General features: G+C 61.0%; 8 protein-coding genes. All 8 read right to left on the minus strand.

Going from position 1 to position 20665, the window contains the following annotated elements; translation table 11 throughout:
• Positions 1-46 precede the first annotated feature (46 nt).
• The 8 genes from ABIQ96_RS12205 to ABIQ96_RS12240 all read right to left on the minus strand — a co-directional run bounded on the left by ABIQ96_RS12205 (position 47) and on the right by ABIQ96_RS12240 (position 20624).
• A complete protein-coding gene (locus ABIQ96_RS12205; protein ID WP_348214872.1) occupies positions 47-3391 on the minus strand; it encodes a tetratricopeptide repeat protein in 3345 nt (1114 codons plus the stop codon).
• A 50-nt stretch (positions 3392-3441) separates the two neighbouring features.
• Complete coding sequence (locus ABIQ96_RS12210; protein WP_348214873.1) at positions 3442-4812, minus strand: DUF3142 domain-containing protein; 1371 nt, start codon at positions 4810-4812, stop codon at positions 3442-3444.
• On the minus strand, positions 4809-5516 hold the full coding sequence (locus tag ABIQ96_RS12215) for a response regulator transcription factor (protein WP_348214874.1): 708 nt from the start codon (positions 5514-5516) through the stop codon (positions 4809-4811). The genes ABIQ96_RS12210 and ABIQ96_RS12215 overlap by 4 nt, the downstream gene beginning before the upstream one ends.
• Positions 5513-7075, minus strand: a complete 1563-nt coding sequence (locus ABIQ96_RS12220) for a HAMP domain-containing sensor histidine kinase (protein WP_348214875.1) — start codon at positions 7073-7075, stop codon at positions 5513-5515. Before ABIQ96_RS12220 ends, ABIQ96_RS12215 begins: the two co-directional genes overlap by 4 nt.
• Positions 7075-7881: a hypothetical protein gene (locus ABIQ96_RS12225; RefSeq protein WP_348214876.1), complete on the minus strand. Its 807-nt coding sequence runs from the start codon at positions 7879-7881 to the stop codon at positions 7075-7077. The genes ABIQ96_RS12220 and ABIQ96_RS12225 overlap by 1 nt, the downstream gene beginning before the upstream one ends.
• A 76-nt stretch (positions 7882-7957) precedes the next feature.
• Entirely contained in the window at positions 7958-8563 is a 606-nt protein-coding gene (locus ABIQ96_RS12230) for an alpha-ketoglutarate-dependent dioxygenase AlkB (protein WP_348214877.1), read from the minus strand.
• A 123-nt stretch (positions 8564-8686) separates the two neighbouring features.
• Positions 8687-9535, minus strand: coding sequence for a bifunctional DNA-binding transcriptional regulator/O6-methylguanine-DNA methyltransferase Ada (gene ada, locus ABIQ96_RS12235; RefSeq protein WP_348214878.1), 849 nt, complete (start codon positions 9533-9535; stop codon positions 8687-8689).
• A gap of 127 nt (positions 9536-9662) precedes the next feature.
• Entirely contained in the window at positions 9663-20624 is a 10962-nt protein-coding gene (locus tag ABIQ96_RS12240) for a hypothetical protein (RefSeq protein ID WP_348214879.1), read from the minus strand.
• Between the last annotated feature and the right edge of the window lie 41 nt (positions 20625-20665).

Consider the following 20665-nt stretch of genomic DNA (forward strand, 5'->3'; position numbering starts at 1 on the left):
ATGCCGGATGGTGGATTTTGAAAAACAAGTAATGCGACGGAGGCCATCACGGTGTTTCCAGCCACGGCATCAACGGGTGGAGACGCGACAGGTAGGTGTCGCCATTCACTAGCAGCCGTAGCTTGGGCAGGGCCACGGGATTTTTCCGAAACGCCTCGACCACGGCCTGCCTCTCTGCGGGGACCAGCAAGCGCTGGCTGATTTCGCAGAAATTCAGTGCCGCGATCTGGTGGAGGTCTCCCTGCACGGGATCGCCGAGAATTTCCAAAAGACACTTCGTCGCCTCCGGTAAATCCACCTTATCGATCAGGGCCGCGGCTTTGAGCAGATTCAAATCCTGCCGGTAGCGTCCCTTGGGAAACCGCTTCTCGTGGGCCGCGATCAAGCTGAGAATCATCGCCGGGTCACTTTCCCGTTCGGCTTCCTCGATCCACACCCGCTTGTAGCCGTCTGGCACGGACGCTTCCGGGAACCTCTCGACTTCTACCGAGGGCCGTCCCCGGTGCTGCCGCGCGATCAAACGAACATACCTCAGCGACGCGGCCTCCGCCTTCGGACTGTCCGGATAGGTTGCCAGGAATTCCGCCCAGCCTTCCGGAGTGTCGTTGCGGGAAATTTCCGTATCGCTGTTAGAATCATTGACGAATGCCAGCCGCTTCCGGAAATCCAGAAAGCTCTTGAATGCCGGCGGTAGCTTGTCGCGGACACCCGCCGCGTAATTCGCGAAATCGGCGGCGGTGATTCCCGGCAGCGAGGCGGCCGCCATTAGATCGTCGAGCCGGTCCACCACACTGAGAATGTCCACATGATAGGCCGGATCCAGCGTGGCTCGGAGTCCGTTCAACTCCCGCTTGGCGTCCTCCACCTGGTGCCGGAGTTGTGGCAGGCTTTTCGTGGAATCGGGATGCTCGAAGCGCGTCGCGACGGCGAAGCAGGCTTTTTTAATTTCCGAGGATTTGTCGTCCTCATCTTCCCAGAGCTTGGATTTCGTGCCGGAAAGAGCGTCCAGAATCTTATCGGCCGCGTTCCAGGAATTGTAATCTCCGGGCATCCACGGGCCGACAGCCGGCGGGAAAACCAGATAGACCGGATTCTTCACGCCCAACCGTTTGAGCCGGTCATGGATTTCCATCGAAAGCTTCGCGGCATCAGTCTCCAGCGCCCGTCCACGCTGATAGGCTGAAAACTCCGCGCGGTGGAAGAGGCACTCGTTTGCGAGTTCCAGCGCGGGTATGGCCACGGCCGGGTCATCGCTTTTCGCTGCTTCCATTGCGTGGGCCAGCGCGTGGGTCGCCTCGTCGCGGGCATCGAGTTCGGTGTCGATGAACTCCCTCGAAAAACCGAGTTGCAAGCCGTTTTGCCGCCGCAACAGTTCCTGTTTCTCGCCCTCGCTGTTGGCATAGGAAATCACATACAGCCCCGGCATCGTGATGAGACCTCGATGCTCCCACCAGTAACGGGCGATTTCCAACTCGGTCTTCGCCTTACCGGCAACAGCAGCCGGATCCGCCAGCTTCCCGTAAAGCGACTCTAACGGCGCAATGCGCGACTGCCACTCGGCTTCATCCAGATGGCCCGCTTTGATTTTCGAATATTCCGGTTCATCCGCAGCGGGCGCCTCTTCTTTGGATAGATACTTCCTTGCCCGCGAAAAATCATGCATCGCCAAAGCCCGCGTCCGGATCGCCTGACGCAAGAGCGGTGCCTCCTTCGAGTCATCCGCCAGTCCATCAACCGCCGTCGCGAGCTGATCCAGCGGCGCAAACTGAAGCAACGTGTCCGCCCACTGAACCTCGTAAAATTCGGGGTTTAACTTCGGCCCCCCTTCCCCCTCATCGCCATCCGATGCGCCGAATGCGACAAACGCCTCGCCCGCATGGCCTGAGTAAAACAGCGACATCGCCCGCCGCTGCGGCAGATCGATCACCAGCGGACTTTGCGGATAGGCTTTCTCCAACGCGTCGAAGGCGGCCACCGCTTCCCCGTGCCGGCCTAACCGTTGCAGGATGATCGCCTTCGCGTGAAGCGCCTCGTCACGCGGGTCGTCACTGCGGATCTTGGAAATCAAAGCCAGGGCCTGCCCATGTTCTCCGGCTTCCGTCGCCGACCACGCGAGAATCGTTAGGGTCGCCTCATCCGTCGGCGATGACCGTTTCAACATCTCCTCCCCCAGCTTCAGCAACGCGGGCTCCACGAACTCCTGCTGCCTCACAATCCGCTGATTGAGAAACTGGATCGTCCACCGGTCCGACGACGAGTTCTCCTGCCAATTGTGCGCCAGCATTTCAGCCGCCGCCGGATCCAGGGCATGTTGAATGAACAACCGGGCAACCAGCGGATGACTCGCCACCGCCACGGCATCGAAATCCCGATTTCCGTCCAATCCATTTTCGAAATCACCGCCGTCCTGACGCTCGAAGAGTTTGTCGAAAATGAAATCACACTCGCGCAACACGGTTTTCGTGATTTCCCGCGTCGGCTGGAGATCGAGCCGGTCGAGCTGGTGCCTCACCGCCAACCCTAACTGTCCGTTTTCAATCGCCACCGCGCCGAGCCAGCCATGGGCATCCGGCGTAAACCGTCCGTTCGGATAACGCGAAATGAACTTCTCCAACAACTCATTCGCCTGCCCGAGCAATTCATGTCGCTTCTCGGCGGTCGCCGCGTCGTAATTCCTCTCGTCCGGTGGCGGGATCTGCCTCGCCTCGTCGAGACGGCAGCGCGCCAGCATCAACGCCGCGACCTCCGCCCGCGGATGCCCGGCTTGATGATCCGCGACCTCCGCGAAAATCCCTCCCGCCTCCTGATAGAATCCGCTCCGGAACAGGAACGCCGCCGCCTGCACCTTCCAGTAAGGCGCCAACGCGGGCGGGGCTCCGGCGACCAAGGCTGCGAATTCCTCCTTCTTTTGCGCCGCCGTTCTCTCCGCTTCCTCACGCGCCGCGGCGAACTCCTCCTCGCTCATGTTCCACGGCCGCAACTTCCCCCCTCGCGGCAAGGCATCCTTTCCGTGCTCGACCCGCCACGCGAGGTATCCGCCGCAGGTGCTGAAAGTCGCGTCGGTGGCGGCCAGCTCGCGGATTTCATGCAGGAAATTCGCCGTCGCCGACGAATACTCGCCCGCCTGGTTGGAGGAAATCAACGCGTCGATTCGTTTCAACCTGGCTTCCGCGGTCAGTCCCTTCAACTCCTCCGGCAACCTGTGGCAGAGTTCACTCAGTTCCGTTTCCTTTGGAGCCATCGGATCCGGCGGGGACGATTCCTTGAACAAATCGCTCCACCGTTTGGTCGCCAGCCGCTGCGAATAATGCTCCAGCGGCGGCGGGGCCTGATAGAAGGTGGGGCCGCACGCGAGGAGCGGAACAAGGGTAAATGGAATCCAACGCCGCATGGTCATGAGCTACGCCCAAGCTGTTGGAAATCGAGCAAATTATATAACTATTATTTGGTGCCCGCCGCCACCGCCCTGGCGGTGATTCCGGGGACGCTCCAGAGCACCCGTTTCGCATCGGCGACCACCGGTCCGGACGCGATCGATTCACCTCCCGCGAGCTTCGAAAAGTGCAGAACCACCTGCGTCGCCAGCTCGGCGGGAAGCCCGCCGGGCACTGTGACGCGTGCGAAATTTCCCGGCGCGCCGCTGCGAAAGATGCCCGCGGTTTCGGATTCCAACACCAGCGTCCAAGCTCCCTCCGCCGGGTTCGCTGGAAGATCAGCGGGGCCGCCGTTTTTCAAAACGACCGAACCGTTTTCATGAAGGATCAACTCCAACTGCGGCGATGATTTGCAGGCGAGATGACCTGCCGAAAACGCGGCCTGAATCCCCGGCCCCGGCAACACGAAATAGATCACGCCAGCGGCTCCCGCCTCGTCCGCCACTTGCGATAATTTCGCCAATGCCTCTTGGTCCGGCGTGCGATAGACGATCCTTGAACCGGCGCTGACCGGCGTTCCTGCCAGCGAAGTGAAAGCGCGGGTTTCGTAAGACGTGATCCCTTCGCCCAGCGCGGTCGGTTTCATTCCTTCCTTGAAAAACAAATCGTCGTGCGTCCACCCGCGCAGGTGACCGGACAAGCTGCCGTTGAGGTTGAAAACCGAAATGCGTTCGAAGTTCGGCAGGCCCGCGAGCCACGGCACCGGACACGCCGACCAGGATTCTATCAGCGCGCGGCTTTTCAAGTCCGCCATCGGCTGGAACCTGCTTTTCAAAACGTCCTCCGGCTTGTCCGCTTGGAGGTCGTAGAACATCGGTGCCATCGCCGAGACCGAACCCGCGAGCTGCGCAAACTCCGGATGCCGCGGCCACGAGGCCAGCGCGGTGATGGAGATTTTCACCGGTGCGATTCCTTGCCCCAGCTCCCGCAGGAATTTTCCGTATCGGTCGAGCAACCGGTCCGGGCAATCGAAGTCGAGTTGGAGCCCGGTGAATTTTCCGCCATCCGCCCAGTTCGTGAAAAGCCGCGCGAAGGATTCCACGGCATCCGGCGATCCTAGAAAATCCGTCTCCGGCTTGATGCGGTAAACCGGGATCACCGCGACACCCTCGATTTCGGCCATCGGCGCGGCGATTCTAACCGCATCCCATTTCCCGTCCTTCCATCCGCATTCAACAGCCTGCCAATAAAGAGTTTTCGTTCCCGCCCGTCGCAGGTTTTCGAGTTCCGCGGGTTTCAAGGCGTTGCTCCGGTGCCAGACCCAGTAGCATGGCGGCTCCATCGGCTTCGACCTCGCGGTGGCGACAGGCCGGCTTTTGCCGCAGGCTCCCGCTAACAAACAACAAGCCGCCAGGGTGATATTCCGCGCAAAATTCATGGAACCCTGCTGGAATCCGCGAACAAGCCACCCGCAGCGCAGCGGTAGCCGATGGAGCGGACGGTCTGGATGATTACGGGATTGGCCGGATCGGACTCGATTTTCTTCCGCAGGAGGAAAATGTGCTGATCGAGCGTCCGGGAATCCGGAAAATAATCGATCCCCCAACAGGCATCAAGAAAAGCGTCGCGGGAAACGGGTTCGCCGCGGTGGTCGTGGAGAAGCCGCAGCATGGAAATTTCTCGCGGACTGAGCTCGATGGCTTTTCCTCCGCGCTCGGCGAGCATGGCGCGCGGCTTGACCGTTAGATCGCCGAGATTGAAATGATCCGTGCCATCGCGCGGCGCGCTGCGGCGGAGCGCGGAACGAATTCTGGCCATGACTTCGCTGCGGGTGAACGGCTTGCGGATGAAGTCATCGGCTCCGAGATCAAGACCGACGACCACGTCGATTTCCTGGTTTTTTGCGGATAGAAAAAGGATGGGAACATCGCGGTTGCTCGCCCGGACCCGGCGACAAACCTCGTAACCGTCGACGCCGGGCATCATGATATCGAGGCAGAGGAGATCGGGTTTCTCCGAGCGCCAAAGGTCGAGCGCCTGTCGTCCGTCCGCCGCACGAAGCGCGGTGAAGCCGTCGCTCTCGATGCAGGCGGCGAGGGCGTCGAGAGTCAGCGGATCGTCTTCGGCGATGAGGATATTCATGCGGCGTCGGTTTCGGAAACGATGGCGAGCGCGGGCGGAGCGGGGATGCGCAGCCGGAACGATGCTCCTTGCTGTATATCTATCAACTCCAAAGTTCCTCCCATGCGCCGGGCGAGATCGCGTCCGATGGCGAGGCCGAGCCCTGTGCCGCTGGCACCTTCGTTGGTGGTTTGGAGGACGCGCTCGAACGGGGTGAAAATGCGCTCACGGGCCTTGGCCGGGATACCGGGACCGCGGTCGCTCACTTCAAGGATAAGGAAATCCGATTCCATCCGCGCCAACAGCCGCAACCAGCGCCCGGTGGCAGCGTATTTCTCGACGTTGGATAGAAGGTTGCCGGTGATCTGGCTAAGGGCATCGGAATCCAACAAGACGTGATCGCTGGCGTAAATTTCCGTTTCGATTTCGATCCCGCGGCGTTCGAGCGCGGGCCGGAAACTTTCCAGCGTGCTATGGATGATTTTCTCCGGCATGCAGCGGGCGGGTTTTAGTTCCAGCGTGTCCCGTTCGCGGCGCGAAAACGTCAGGACGTTGGCGACGAGCCGCGAGAGACGCTCGATTTCCTCCGCGACCAGACCGAGCCGGCGACGCGCTTCCGCGGGCCGGGCTAATAGAATTTCGGTGGCGAGATCGAGATTGAGCGAAAGATTGGTGAGAGGCGTGCCGAGTTCGTGGGAAACACGATTGACGAAGGACACGCGTTCGGCGGCGAGCTTGAGGGCGCGGTTCTGTTGGAAATAAAGCAGGACGCCGGAAACCGCGAGGATCAGGGCGATGGTCGAGGCGGCGGCAAGAGTGGACGCATCATGGGTGCTGCTAACAACAAGTCCGTCCCACGCGCGGATCTGCCAATCGCCGGAAAGCGTGCGGGTGGGAATGACCGAGGCGGCAGGGCCGTGCCGCGCGGGACCGATGGAGACCAGAGCCGGCCCCTGCGGCGGATCGATTTCCACCCGCTCTCCGGCCTCCCGCAGCGGGGTCAGCGGGGTAGAAAGCCAATCGGCGAGGTAAGTGGAGTTGCGCTCGCGGACTTTGCCAAGATCGATGAGAAATACGGCGAGCACGCCCGGCTCGGGCTGGCGGTAATGGACGCGCAGGTTGGGATCGGTGGACGAAATCCACGTGCCGTTCGGCGGCAGAGGCTTATCTAGCAGCGACGCATCGAGGATGACTGCGGTCGTTGGATTGAAAGGGCGCTTGCGTTTTTGGATCTCAATTTCCGGAAGACGCCCGTTAGATAAACCTGGTGAAATGGTGAGATCCTTGCCTTCCTTCCAGAAAACCCGGATCAGACGGACACCGGTGATTTCCGACGCGGCGTTCGCGGTTTGATCCGGTTTGTAAAAAACAGAGAATCGCGCGAGTTCATTGAGATGGTCGAGATAAACTTCATCGAGCCGGACCAGTTCGGCGCGGAAGGCATCCGCCAGATCGAGCAGGCGTTCTCTATCAGCGGGGGTGCGTTTTTCCACATCACGCCGTGCCATGCGTTCGCCGCCGGCCATCACGAGGACGGCGGCGGCGAGCATGGGAACGATGGTGACGAGGGAGGCGCGCATCAGGGTTTGGCAAGCGTTGCCGTAACGAAAGCAAACCAAACGCGGTTTGCCGAGTCCGGATCGACCTTGGAAACCGGGGGACGGTTCAAGGTCCCCATCAGGAACGGCTGATTGATGAGAACCGTGAAGGAAGCGTTGATGCGCTGGCTTTCAAAAACGGGGGACTCGGTGGTGGATAATCCCTGTCCATAGGCCGAACGCCCGACTTCGGTGACGATTTCCGGGACGATCCGGAGATCCAAGATTTTAAGATCCTCGCCGAGAGTCGGCTCGATTTCCAAGGTGGTTCCCACGTTCCGGGTTTCAAATGCGGTGGGTGTCGCAGGAGTTTGTAGTCCGTTGAAAGAGGATAAATCCGGAGAGCTTTGGAGTTTCGAAGGATCAGGAACCGGAGTTTGCTGGTCCTTGGCATCAGGAGGTGACATGGCAACCCCGACGGAATTGGGCAGCTCGGCAGGTTCATACTCCTTCGGATAGATCTGCTCGCTGATGCTTTCCGCCGTCGATTTCTGTCCTGATTTCCCCCGCAGAACGGTGAACGATTCTTGGCGGGCGGTTTGCTTTTCCACCGAGGCCAGGAGCTGTTTGTAGAGCTCAGAATCCGGAAGTTGCTGCCGTTGGAGTTTCGCCGCCACGGCAAGCGGCAGTGAAAAGGTTTCGCAACAGATGGAGATGTCCACATACGGAGCGCTTTGCTCAACGGATGCGGCATCCTTTTTCGGTTCGCGATAGGGATCGGCGGGCTTTTCCTGCGCATGCAATGAGGTGGCGGCGAGGGCGGTGATGAGCAATAGGTGAGTTTTCATGACCCCGGCATCCTGGCAGTTCGTTCGGGGAGAAGTGTCAAAAGTTTGTCATAAGATCCCGCGACGGAAAATAAACTCATGGAATCACCATCGTCCGGAACGTCAGGTTGATGCGCGGGGTTTTGATTTTCGCGGATTTCGGGATGCTGTGCAGCCAGTGGGTCTGCGTGGTGTCCTTCATCACCAGCAGGCTGCCGCTTTCCAACAGAACGGAAACCTTGTCCTCCGTGCGCTTGTGCTTGAGGCGGAATTCCCGCTCCGCGCCGAAGCTGACGGAGGCGATGGTGCTGTCTTTGCCTAACGATTTTTCGTCATCGCTGTGCCAGGCCATGCCCTCGTTACCGTCATGATAGAGATTGAGCAGGCAGGAGTTGAAAACGGTTTTTGTTAGCGTTTCGACGGTCGCTTTGAGCGCGGCGAGTTCCGGCGTCCACACTAGGGCCTGCTTGGTGGTGCCTGAGTAGGTGTAGGAGAAATCCGAATCGCCATACCACGCGACTTTTCTAGCAGTGCTGATGTGTTTGCCGAAGATCACGGCCTCGTCGTGTTTCCACGGGATGTCGCGGAGCAGCGTTTCGTAATAGCGCTTCGTTTCCACAACATTCAGGATGGGGCCGAAATAATTCACCGTGCCGTCGCAAGGCAGCAGATTGGCGGTGGGGTCGTTGCCGAAGAGGTCCATGGTGGTGAAAAAATAAGGGGGGTTGATCTCCGGTCAACTCAGCCAATGAATGGAGGAAGAAAAGAGCTTCGCGCCAAAGCTTCCGCACCTCAGTGGCCATGCGGACAGAAGTGTCCGCACTCCCTATGTTGCTTCGCGATCCAGCAGGCGGCGTTTGCGTTCGACGCCCCAGCGGTAGCCGGAGAGATTGCCATCGTTGCGGACGACGCGGTGGCAGGGAATGGCGACGGCGATGGCATTCGCGGCGCAAGCCCCGGCGACAGCCCTAACGGACTTCGGGCTGCCGATTTTTTCCGCAACTTCACTGTAGCTCAAAGTGGATCCGGCGGGTATCTCGCGCAATGCCTGCCAGACGCGTTGTTGAAATGCGGTGCCTCTCACATCAAGCGGTAGATCGAGGCCGAGCTGGGGCGTTTCCACAAAGCCGACGACCTTCGCGATCAAGTTTTCATAATTCTCGTCACCGCCGATGAGCTCGGCCTTGGGAAAGCGATCCTGCAAATCGACGGCGAGGCTGTCGGGATCATCGCCTAGCAGAATGCAGCACACGCCTTTTCCCGAAGACGCGACGAGGATCGCCCCAAGCGAACATTCACCGATGGCAAAACGGATGATCTCCCCTTTCCCGCCGCTGCGGAAAGTTTGCGGAGCCATGCCCAACATCTCCGCCGATTTCTCATAAAACCGGCCGTTGGAATTGAAACCCGCCTCGTAGATTGCCTCGGTGACGGTTCCGCTTTTCAAAAGCTCCTCACGCATCCGCTCGGCACGCCGGGCGACGGCGAAGGCTTTCGGAGTGACACCGGTCACCTGCTTGAAGACGCGCTGGAAGTGGAACGGGCTCATCCCGGCCGCTGCCGCAAGCTCGGCAAGTGACGGTGCGTCCTCCGAATTTTCAATCGTCCGGCACGCCTCAGTAACGGCTGCGGAGTGTTTCGAAAGTGGTGAGGTCGCGCTCATGTTCGGGAACACCCTAGCGCAACTTTTTCACGCTGAAACTCCGGTTCTTGCGATTTCAGGCACGTGACACCCCTTTCGAAACGCGCCGGACCGCTGAGGTGAGCGGCCGGCGCTGGTTAGAGGCGTTCAGGATCCGGCCTCAGAAACCGTAGGACAAACCAATGCCGACCGATTGCGAGGTTTCGGAGTCGGTGCGGAAGTCGGCGCGGTAATTCAGTCCCACCCGGGTGTTCTCATTGATGTCGTAGTAGGCTCCCACTCCGAGAACGAACGCCTCGTTGTCGATTCCCGGGGCCGATGCCGAGAACGGCGTGGAACCGACCGTGTTGAGACGTGCGCTAACGGACTCGTTGGAATCGTCGAAATCAAACGTATAGCCGAGGTGGCCGACGAGGGTGAAATTCTTTTGGACGGCATAATCAAAATCAACTCCCAGATCCAGCAGCGGCGAGTTGATGTCCTGGGAATCGACAGCGAGTCCGGTGCCCGCACCGGTTTCCTTGAAGCTGTCCACACTCCCGGTCGTGTAGCGGAACATCGCGCTCGGGGTGATCCGGAAACCGTCCTTTTCGTAGGCGACGGTGCTGATCCCGAGGGTTAGCTCGACCGCTTCCGATCCGATGCCGTCCGCATGGACACTTCCTCCCGCGCTCTGGCGGGTGGCGTCGGAGTCGTAGGTGCCATAGGTCGCGCTGGCGGTGAGTTCGGTTTTCGTGTTCTTGTCCAACAGATAGCTGCCGAATGCTCCGAAGACGAATCCGTTGACGTCGGTATTGATGAGCGAACCGTCGACGCTGCCGTCGTCGTAGCCTAGCAGCGCGCCGATCTGGGCGCATCCGCCGATGTCCTGACGCGCGCCGACGGTGACGCCGAAGATATCGATGTCATAGCCTGCGTTGGTAGCGGATCCATCCACACCGGACGAGGTGCCGTGAGTGGTGGCGAAGGTCTGGGTGGCGCCCGTTCGGGAAACCGGTGCCTGTTCCGCTTCGCTAACATGTGAATGCAACGCCTGTTCCGTGTAGTCAGCGATACCGCGGTAAACCTCGGGTGAAAGGTTGTTAGCCGGTGCCGCGTGAGCCACAGGAGCCGCAAATGTCTCGGCGGCGAGTTCCTCTGCCAGCGACTCTTCCCCTTCGGACAAGTCGGAGGTCAGCTCGTGAGTGAGTCTGCGGCTCGATGAAAATTCCGCCTTGGCGATATCCCGCGCGCTCGATTCAACCGGACTATCCACCAGCAGAGCGGCGGCTTCCTCCTTGGTTTTCGGCTGGGAGACAAACTTGCCTTGCTTATGGCCGCTGCCCGCGCCGAGTCCGATCAAGGTGCCGGTGACTTCGTCAAAGAGAACCGGGGTGTCGAAACCGATGGCGACGAAGGATTTGAAATCCTTCAGGTAGGTCCCGGCCTTGAAGATCTGAACCTTCTCGCCTTCCTCCAGGCCCACACCCGTATTGACCACCACCAGCTTCCCGCCGAAGCGGACCGAGTCGGCGGTGATGGATTCGAACTTGGTCGCGTTTTGAAGCGACAATTTCACCACTCCGGAGGTCTTGAGGGCTCCGGAAATCGTCAGGTCCTTGCCCTTGGCACCCACTGCGAGCGTTCCGTAGTTGGTCAGGTCGCCATCGACGAGGCCGGTTCCCCCGAGTTGGGCGGCAATCTTAACCATGGTATCGGAGGCGAGGATTCCTTTGACGGTCAGCTCGCCGCCGGTCACCTGCATGTTACCACCACCGACCTGGCCGGTGATCAGGACGGATCCGACGCTGGTGGCATTGCCGGTGATGGTTCCGGAAACCGTGCCACCCTTGAATGTCGCGAGTTTGGTCACCACGAGTTCACCCGTTCCGGCGAGTTCCGACGCTCCTTTTTGGGAGTAGTTGGTGACCGTGTCGCTGAATGTTCCGATGTCCAAGGTGCCCGTGTCGAACAGGCGAACGTTCGCGTTGTCAGCCAGACGATCGGACGCGCCGAGCTCAAGGACTCCCGAGTGGATGTTGACCGATTTCGCCGCAGAGGTTCCGGCGAGTGTCGTACTTCCGTCATACTGGCTCAGACTACCTTGGCCAAGATTCGCCGAAATGGTTCCTCCATAGAGGTTGTAGCTGGCGGCCGTGAGCGTGCCGGTGCCGGTCAGGGTGCCGGAATTCAGATCAAAGGCGCCCACCTTTTCGTTAAAGCCGGCGATGTCGAGCGTGCCGACGCCGACGTTGAGTTTGGAGCTGTCGGACAAGCGGTTGGAAGCTCCCAGGACGAGAGTGCCGTCGGAAACTTTGATGGAGGAGGCATCCGAAGTCCCGTTGAGGATGGTTGTGTCCGACCGTTGTTTCAAGGCGCCCGCGCCAAGATTGGCGTTCACCGTGCCACCATAGAGGTTGTAGAAGGTGGCGGTCAGCGTGCCGGTGCCATTGAGGCTGCCTCCGTCCATGAAGAGGGCTCCAACGGTATCGCTGAAGGTTCCCAATTCGAGACTGCCGCCGGCGATCCGCAGGTCCGCCTGATTGAGGAGGCGGTCGGACGAGCCGAGCGTCAGGGATCCGCCATTGATGTTGACGGTTCCGGCCAGCGAACTGCCGTTGAGCGCGGTGTCTCCGGAGCTCTGGATCAGGGTGCCCGAGCCGAGGTTCGCATTCACCACACCACCGTTGAGGGTGTAGCTGGCTGCGGTCAGCGTGCCGGTTCCGTCGATCGTGCCGGAGTTCAGCACCACGGTGCCGACAGTGTCATTGAAGGCTGCGAGATTAAAGATGGCGGAATCCACGGTGACCGCCGCGCTACCCGCAAGCCGGGCGGAAGCGCCCAACGTGAGGGTGCCGCCGTCGATGTGGACCTCGCTAACGGCAGCCTTGCCGTTGAGCGTGGTAGTGTTGGCCGCCTGGGTGATGATTCCGGTGCCGAGGTTGGCGTTCACCGTGCCGCCTTCGAAGTGATAGTTGGTGGCGGTCAGAGTGCCGCCACCATTGATCGAACCTTCATGGAGATTGAAGGTTTCCACCCGGTCGTTGGAGAGTCCGATGTCGAGGACGGCTCCGGTTTCAACTGATACGGTGGCGTTGTCCGCGAAACGGTTGGAGGCGCCAAGAGCCAGCGTGCCACCGGTGATGTTCACCGCGAGGGAGCCGGAGCTGCCGTTGAGCGTGGTGATGTTGCTGAGCTGGTTCAGCGTGCCGTCTCCGAGGTTGGCATTGATGGTGCCGCCATTGAGGTCGTAGGTGGTGGCGGTCAGCGTTCCAGAACCGTCAACCGTGCCACCATTGAGGGTGAACATGTCAATCGTTTCGGTGTGGGTGCCCAGGTTCAGGGTGCCGGGACCCGTTAGGGTGATGGCCGCGATGTCATTCAGGCGGTCGGAAGCCCCGAGAGTTAGAGTTCCGCCGGTAATGTTGACGGCGCTGGCGGCGGAGGTTCCGTTGAGGGTCGTGGTGTTGCTGAGTTGGTTCAGGGTGCCGGTGCCGAGGTTCGCGTTCACCGTACCGCCGTTGAGGTCGTAAGTGGTGGCAGTGAGCAGGCCGGTGCCGTTGAGGCTTCCAGTTTCGAGAGCGAAGGTTGCCACCGTTTCGTTGAAAGTGCCCATGCTAAAGGTTCCACCGGCGATCTTAAGTGCGGCGCTGTCATTCAACCTTTCCGACGAACCAAGAGTGAGGGTGCCACCATTGATGTTGACGAAGGCCGCGTCGGACGTGCCGTTGAGGACGGTCGAGCTGGTGAGCTGGTTCAGGGTGCCGGTGCCGAGGTTTGCGTTCACCGTGCCGCCGTTGAGGTCGTAGGTGGCGGCGGTGAGCAATCCGGTGCCGTTGAGCGTGCCCGAGTTCAGGGTGAAGGTGCCCACCGTGTCATTGAAAGCGCCGAGGTTGAGGATCGCGGAATTCACCGTGACTGCCGCGCTGTTATCCAGACGGTCGGAGGCTCCTAACGTGAGGGTGCCGCCGTTGATGTTGACCGTGGCAGCTCCGGACGTGCCGTTGAGCAGGGTGGTTTTGCTGAGTTGGTTCAGGGTGCCGGCACCGAGGTTGGCGTTTACGGTGCCGCCGTTCAGGTCGTAAGTGGTGGCGGTCAAAGTTCCGCTGCCGTTGAGCGTGCCTGAGTTCAGCGTGAACGTGCCGACCGTGTCGTCAAAAGTGCCGATGTCCAGAGTGGCCGCATTCACGGTGACGGTTGCGGTGTCATGCAGGCGGTTGTTAGCACCGAGTGTTAGCGTGCCGCCGTTGACGTTGACGGTCGCGGCGGATGACGTGCCGTTGAGCAGCGTGGCGTTGGAAAGCTGGCTCAGGACACCCGCACCGAGGTTCGCATTCACCGTGCTGCCATTGAGGCTGTAGGTGGCGGCGGTCAGCGTGCCGCTGCCGTTGAGCGTGCCGGTGTTCAGCGTGAAAGTGCCGACCGTGTCGTTGAAGGCACCAATGTCGAGGATCGCGGAGTTGACCGTCACCACCGCGCTGTTGGACAGGCGGTCCGACGCTCCTAACATGAGGGTGCCGCCGTTGACGTTGACCGTAGCGGCGGATGATGTGCCGTTGAGGGTGGTCGTGTTCGTGAGCTGGGTGAGGACGCCATTTCCGAGGTTTGCATTCACCGTGCCGCCGTTGAGGTCGTAGGTGGCGGCGGTCAGCGTGCCGCTGCCGTCGAGGATGCCGCCATTCAGGGTGAAGGTTCCGACGGTGTCGCTGAACGTGCCGAGATTCAGGATGCCGGTGCTGGCGATGGTGACGGCGGCGCTGTTGGACAAGCGGTTGGAAGCACCGAGGGTGAGCGTGCCACCATCGATGTTGACCGTGGAGGCTCCGGACGTGCCGTTGAGGAGGGTGATGTTCGCGAGCTGGGTGAGGATGCCGGTGCCGAGGTTCGCATTCACCGTGCCACCGCTGAGGTCGTAGGTGGCGGCGGTGAGCGTTCCGCTGCCATTGAGCGTGCCGGAATTCAGGGCGAAGGAGCCCACCGTGTCGCTGAAGGTGCCGAGGTCGAGGATTGCGGAGTTGACCGTCACCGCTGCGGCGTCGTTGAGCCGGTTAGAGGCACCGAGGGTGAGCGTGCCGCCGTTGATGTTGACCGTGGCGGCTCCGGACGTGCCGTTGAGGAGGGTGCTGTTTCCTGTATGGGTGAGAATCCCTGCACCGAGGTTGGCGTTCACCGTCCCGCCATTGAGCGTGTAGGTGGCGGCGGTCAGGGTGCCGCTACCGTTGAGGATGCCGGAGTTCAGCGTGAACGTGCCGACCGTGTCGTTGAAAGCACCGAGGTTAAGCGTCCCGACATTCACCGTGACGGCAGCCGCGTCGTTGAGGCGGTTGTTAGCGCCGAGCGTCAAGGTGCCGCCGTTGACGTTGACCGTGGCGGCGCCGGACGTGCCGTTGAGCAGGGTGGTGTTTCCTGTTTGAGTGAGAATACCGGCACCGAGGTTGGCGTTTACCGTGCCGCCGTTGAGCGTGTAGGTGGCGGCGGTCAGCGTGCCGCTGCCGTTGAGTGTCCCGGAGTTCAGGGTGAAGGTGCCGACCGTGTCGCTGAAGGTGCCGAGGTTGAGGATCGCCGAGTTGACTGTCACCGCCGCGCTGTTGTCCAGACGGTCGGAGGCTCCTAACGTGAGGGTGCCGCCGTTGATGTTGACCGTGGCGGCGGCGGACGTGCCGTTCAGCAACGTGGTGTTTCCGATTTGCGTGAGAATGCCGGTGCCGAGGTTCGCATTCACCGTGCCGCCGTTGAGACTGTAGGTGTTAGCGGTCAGGGTGCCGGTGCCGTTGAGCGTGCCGGAATTCAGGGCGAAGGTTCCGACCGTATCGTTGAATGCACCAAGGTTGAGCGTCCCGACATTCACCGTAACGGCGGCCGTGTCGAACAGGCGGTTGGAGGCACCGAGCGTCAGCGTGCCGCCGTTGACGGTGACCGTGGCGGCGGATGAGGTGCCGTTGAGGAGGGTCGTGTTGGTGAGCTGGGTCAGGATTCCCGCGCCAAGGTTCGCGTTCACCGTGCCGCCGTTGAGATCGTAGGTGGCGGCGGTCAAAGTGCCAGTGCCGTTGAGCGTGCCCGAATTCAGCGTGAAAGTTCCGACCGTGTCGTTGAAGGTGGCGATGTCGAGGATCGCGGAGTTGACCGTCACCGCCGCGCTGTTGGACAAGCGGTCCGAGGCTCCCAACGTCAGGGTGCCGCCGTTGACCTTGACCAAGGAAGCGGCGGAGGTGCCGTTGAGCAGCGTGCTGTTGCTGAGTTGAGTCAGGGTGCCGCCACCGAGGTTCGCGTTCACCGTGCCGCCGTTGAGGTCATAGGTGGCGGCGGTCAGCGTGCCCGTGCCGTTGAGCGTGCCGCCATTCAGCGTGAAAGTAGCAACCGTGTCGCTGAAGGTGCCGAGATTGAGGATCGCGGAATTCACCGTCACCGCCGCGCTGTCGCTGAGTCGGTTAGAAGCGCCGAGCGTCAGGGTGCCACCGTTGACGTTGACCGTGGCGGCTCCGGACGTGCCGTTGAGCAGCGTGGCGTTTCCGACTTGGGTGAGAATTCCGGCACCGAGATTCGCATTCACTGTGCCGCCGTTGAGGCCGTAGGTGGCGGCGGTGAGGGTGCCGCTGCCGTCGAGGATGCCGCCATTCAGAGTGAAGGTGCCCACCGTGTCGCTGAACGTACCGAGGTTGAGCGTCCCGACGTTCACCGTGACCGCCGCGGCGTCGTTCAGGCGGTTGTTAGCACCAAGCGTCAGCGTGCCCCCGTTGACGTTGACGGTGGCTGCGCCGGACGTGCCGTTGAGGAGGGTCGTGTTCGTGAGCTGGGTGAGGATTCCCGCGCCGAGATTCGCGTTCACCGTGCCGCCGTTGAGACTGTAGGTGGCGGCGGTCAGCGTGCCGGTGCCATCGAGCGTGCCGCCATTCAGCGTGAAGGTTCCGACCGTGTCGTTGAAGGTGCCCAGATTCAGGGTACCGGTATTTACGGTGACGGCGGCAGCATCATTAAGTCGGTTAGATGAACCAAGGGTCAGGGTTCCGCCGTTGACGTTGACCGTGGCGGCTCCGGACGTGCCATTGAGCAGCGTGCTGTTTCCTGTATGGGTGAGAATACCGGCACCGAGATTTGCGTTTACCGTGCCACCATTGAGAGTGTAGGTGGAGGCGGTCAAGGTGCCGCTGCCATTGAGCGTGCCCAAGTTCAGCGTGAAGGTACCGACGGTGTCGCTGAAGGTGTTGATGTCGAGGATCGCGGAATTCACCGTAACGTCAGCGCTGTTGGAGAGCCGGTCCGAAGCTCCCAACGTCAGGGTGCCGCCGTTGATGTTGACCGTGGCCGCGGCGGAGGTGCCGTTGAGCTGTGTGGTGTTGCTGAGTTGGGTCAGGGTGCCGGTGCCGAGGTTGGCGTTCACCGTGCCACCGTTAAGCGTGTAGGTTGTGGCGGTTAGCGTACCGCTGCCAGCGAGCGTGCCGCCATTCAACGTGAAGGTTCCGACCGTGTCATTGAAGGTGCCCAGGTTCAGGGTGCCGGCGAGGGTGACCGCCGCGCTGTCGTTCAGGCGGTTAGAGGCACCGAGCGTCAGAGTGCCGCCGCTGATGTTGACGGTGGCGGCGCCGGACGTGCCGTTGAGGATCGTGATATTGGAGAGTTGGTTGAGAATGCCTGCGCCGAGGTTTGCGTTCACCGTGCCGCCGCTGAGGCCATAGGTCGCGGCGGTCAGCGTGCCGCTGCCGTTGAGGGTGCCGGAATTCAGCGCAAATGTGCCGACCGTGTCGCTGAAGGTGCCAAGGTTGAGCGTCCCGGAATTCACGGTGAGGGCCGCGCTGTTGTCCAAACGATCGGAGACTCCTAACGTAAGGGTGCCGCCGTTCACATTGACGACGGAGGCGGCGGAAGTGCCATTCAGAAGCGTAGTGTTTCCGATTTGCGTGAGAGTGCCGGTGCCGAGGTTCGCATTCACCGTGCCGCCGTTGAGGCTGTAAGTGGTGGCTGTCAGCGTGCCGCTGCCGTCGAGCGTGCCCGAGTTCAACAGGAAGGTGCCGACCGTGTCGTTGAAGGTTGCCAGATTCAGGGTGCCGGAATTCACGGTGACCGCGGAGCTATCGAACAGTCGGTTAGAAGCGCCGAGGGTCAGGGTGCCGCCGTTCACATTGACCAGGGAAGCGGCGGACGTGCCGTTGAGAACCGTGGTGTTGGTGAATTGATTCAGGGTGCCGGTGCCGAGGTTGGCGTTCACCGTCCCTCCGTTCAGGTTGTAGGTGGTGGCGGTCAGCGTGCCGGTGCCAGCGAGCGTGCCCGAGTTCAGGGCGAAGGTGCCGACCGTGTCGCTGAAGGTGCCGAGGTCGAGGATCGCGGAGTTAATCGTCACCGCCGCGCTGTTGTCCAGGCGGTCGGAAGCACCTAACGTGAGAGTGCCGGCATTGATATTGACCGTGCCGGCGGCGGATGTGCCGTTGAGCAGTGTGGTGTTCCCGATCTGATTCAGCGTTCCGGTGCCGAGATTCGCGTTCACCGTGCCGCCGTTCAGGTTGTAAGTGGTGGCGGTGAGGGTTCCGGTGCCGTTGAGCAGGCCGGAGTTCAAATTCAAAATACCGACCGTGTCATTGAAAGCTCCCAGGTTCAGGATACCGGTGCTGGCGATCGTGACCGTCGCGCTGTCGGACAAACGGTCGGAAGCACCTAACGTAAGGGTGCCGCCGTTGACGTTGACCGTGGCGGCGCCGGAGGTGCCATTGAGGACTGCGATATTGGAGAGCTGATTCAGGGTGCCGGCTCCGAGGTTTCCGTTCAGTGTGCCACCATTCAGGTTGTAGGTGGTGGCGGTGAGGGTGCCGGTGCCGTTGAGCGTGCCGGCATTCAGCGTGAACGTGCCAACCGTGTCGTTGAAGGTGGCGAGATTCAGAATTCCGACGCCGGTTAGGGTGACTGCGGCGCTGTCGGACAAACGGTCCGAGGCTCCGAGAACGAGGGTGCCGCCGTTGATGTTGACGGTCGCCGAACCGGATGTGCCGTTGAGGATGGTCGTGTTGACAATCTGAGTCAGTGTCCCCGCGCCGAGATTGGCGTTGATCGCGCCGCCGCTGAGGTTGTAGGCGGCGGCGGTGAGCGTGCCGGTGCCGTCGAGCGAGCCGGTGTTGATCGCGAAGGTCCCGACCTTTTCATTGAAGGCATTCAGGTTCAAACTGCCGCCGGCGATGCTGAGAGTTGCGGCGTCGTTCAATCGTTCGGAGGCACCGAGGCTGAGGGCGCCGCCGTTGATGTTGACGTTGAGCGAGGCGGAGGTCCCGTTGAGGGTGGTGGTATTGGCGGTCTGTGTTAGAACGCCGGCGCCGAGGTTGGCATTCACCGTGCCGCCGCCCAGACCGTAGGTGGCTGCGGTCAGCGTGCCCGTGCCATTCAGGAATCCCGAACTCATCGAGAAGGTACCGACGGTGTCATTGAAGATGCCGAGGTTGAGCGTGCCATTGTTCACCACCACCGCGGCTCCATTTGCAAGCCGGTCGGAAGCGCCGAGGGTGAGGGTGCCGCCGTTGATGTTGACGGTGACGGCGGATGACGTGCCGTTGAGGACCGTGGTGTTTACAATCTGTGTTAGAATTCCATTGCCGATGTTGGCGTTCACCGTGCCGCCGTTCAGGTCGTAGGTCGCGGCGGTCAATGTGCCGGATCCGTCGAGGATTCCGCCGTTTACCGCGAACGAGGCGACCGTGTCGCTGAAGGTTCCGAGATTGAGCCGTCCCAAGTTCACCGTGACCGCTGCGCTATCAGAAAGGCGGTTGGAAGAACCGAGCGCCAGAGTGCCGCCGTTGACATTCACCGCGGAGGCGGCGGAAGTGCCGTTGAGGGTGGTGGTGGTGGTGCCGATCTGGTTGATGGTGCCGGTGCCGAGGTTGGCATTCACGTTGCCGCCGTTGAGATTGTAAGTGGTGGCGGTGAGAGTGCCCGTTCCCGCAAGGATCGCCGCGCCGTTCTGGTTATACGTTCCGACGGTGTTGTTGAAAGTGCCAAGATTGAATGTCGCACCGGACTGGACCGTTAGATCTCCCGCGACGATCTGGTTGTTTCCGGAAAGCACGATCGAGCCTTTCTGGATTTCAGCCGTCGTGGCCGTGATGGTGGAACCGAGCGCCATTGCGGCGTTTCCGTTGGTATTCCACACGAAATTTCCGGCCGTGTTGGCACCGGTGATGGAGGTTCCGGAAACCAGATTGAGGAAAACATTTCCGGTCGCATTGAAATTGAGGGAACCCAGGGAGACAGTCCCTGCGCCGCCGCCGAGATTGATGGAGTTGGCGGTGAGCTGGGTGGCACCGGTCACGCTGACGTTGCCGGAGTTGGTGAGCGCACCACCCGAGGTCACGGTTAGGCTGGAGGCCGTGACAGCTCCAAGGTCAGTATCGCCCTGCTCGGCGATGGTGACAGTGGTGCCATTCAAAGCCACGGTCCCGAAGTTGTTGAAGGCATTGATCAGAGTGATGGCATTCGATCCGGCATCAAATTTGGCCAGACCTGTCACCTGAACGACACCCGTTTGGGCGATGGTGCCGTTCGATTTCAGGTCAAGCGACCCGGCGTTCACCGCCGCCAGAATGGAGGAGCTGGCCTCGCGGAGGATGATCGCGTTTCCGGTGAGGTTGAGGCTTCCGAAATTGTTGGTCGGACCTGATAGAGTGATGTCGGACGATCCGGCGTTGAAAGTCGCCAACCCGTCCGCCCTGAGGATGTGCGTGTTATCTTGAGTAATTCCCCCCGTCGCCTGGACATTGATGGAACCGGTGAATTCCACCACGCCATTGAGCGCCACGCCGCCGTTGTTCGCGAACAGGGTGAGCCCGCCGCCGGAGAAGTTGGAAATGGCCGCTGCGACATTGATGCCGTCATGCGCATTGAGGACAAGGGAATTGGCGTTGGTCCAAGTGACAGGACTGATAACGTTGATCCCGGCTCCACCCGCTCCGGAGTTGCTCACCGTGACCACCGCATTCGACCCGAGCGCGCTAACAACCGAGAGTTCGGAAACCGTCGCGTCCGAGGCGTAGTTCAACGGCGAGAACGTCGGTGAGGCGGTGATGTTGGTTTCGGCCCCGCCGATGGTGATCAAGCCTGCGGCATGAAGGGATGGTGCCCCCATGCAGAGGAAAATCACGGAGCTGAGGAGTTTGCGGGACGGTTTCATGACGGGTGTGTGTAGGGTGTGATGACTGTGAGGCCATCGGA

This window comes from Luteolibacter sp., from assembly GCF_039920825.1.
Taxonomy (GTDB): Bacteria; Verrucomicrobiota; Verrucomicrobiia; order Verrucomicrobiales; family Akkermansiaceae; genus Luteolibacter.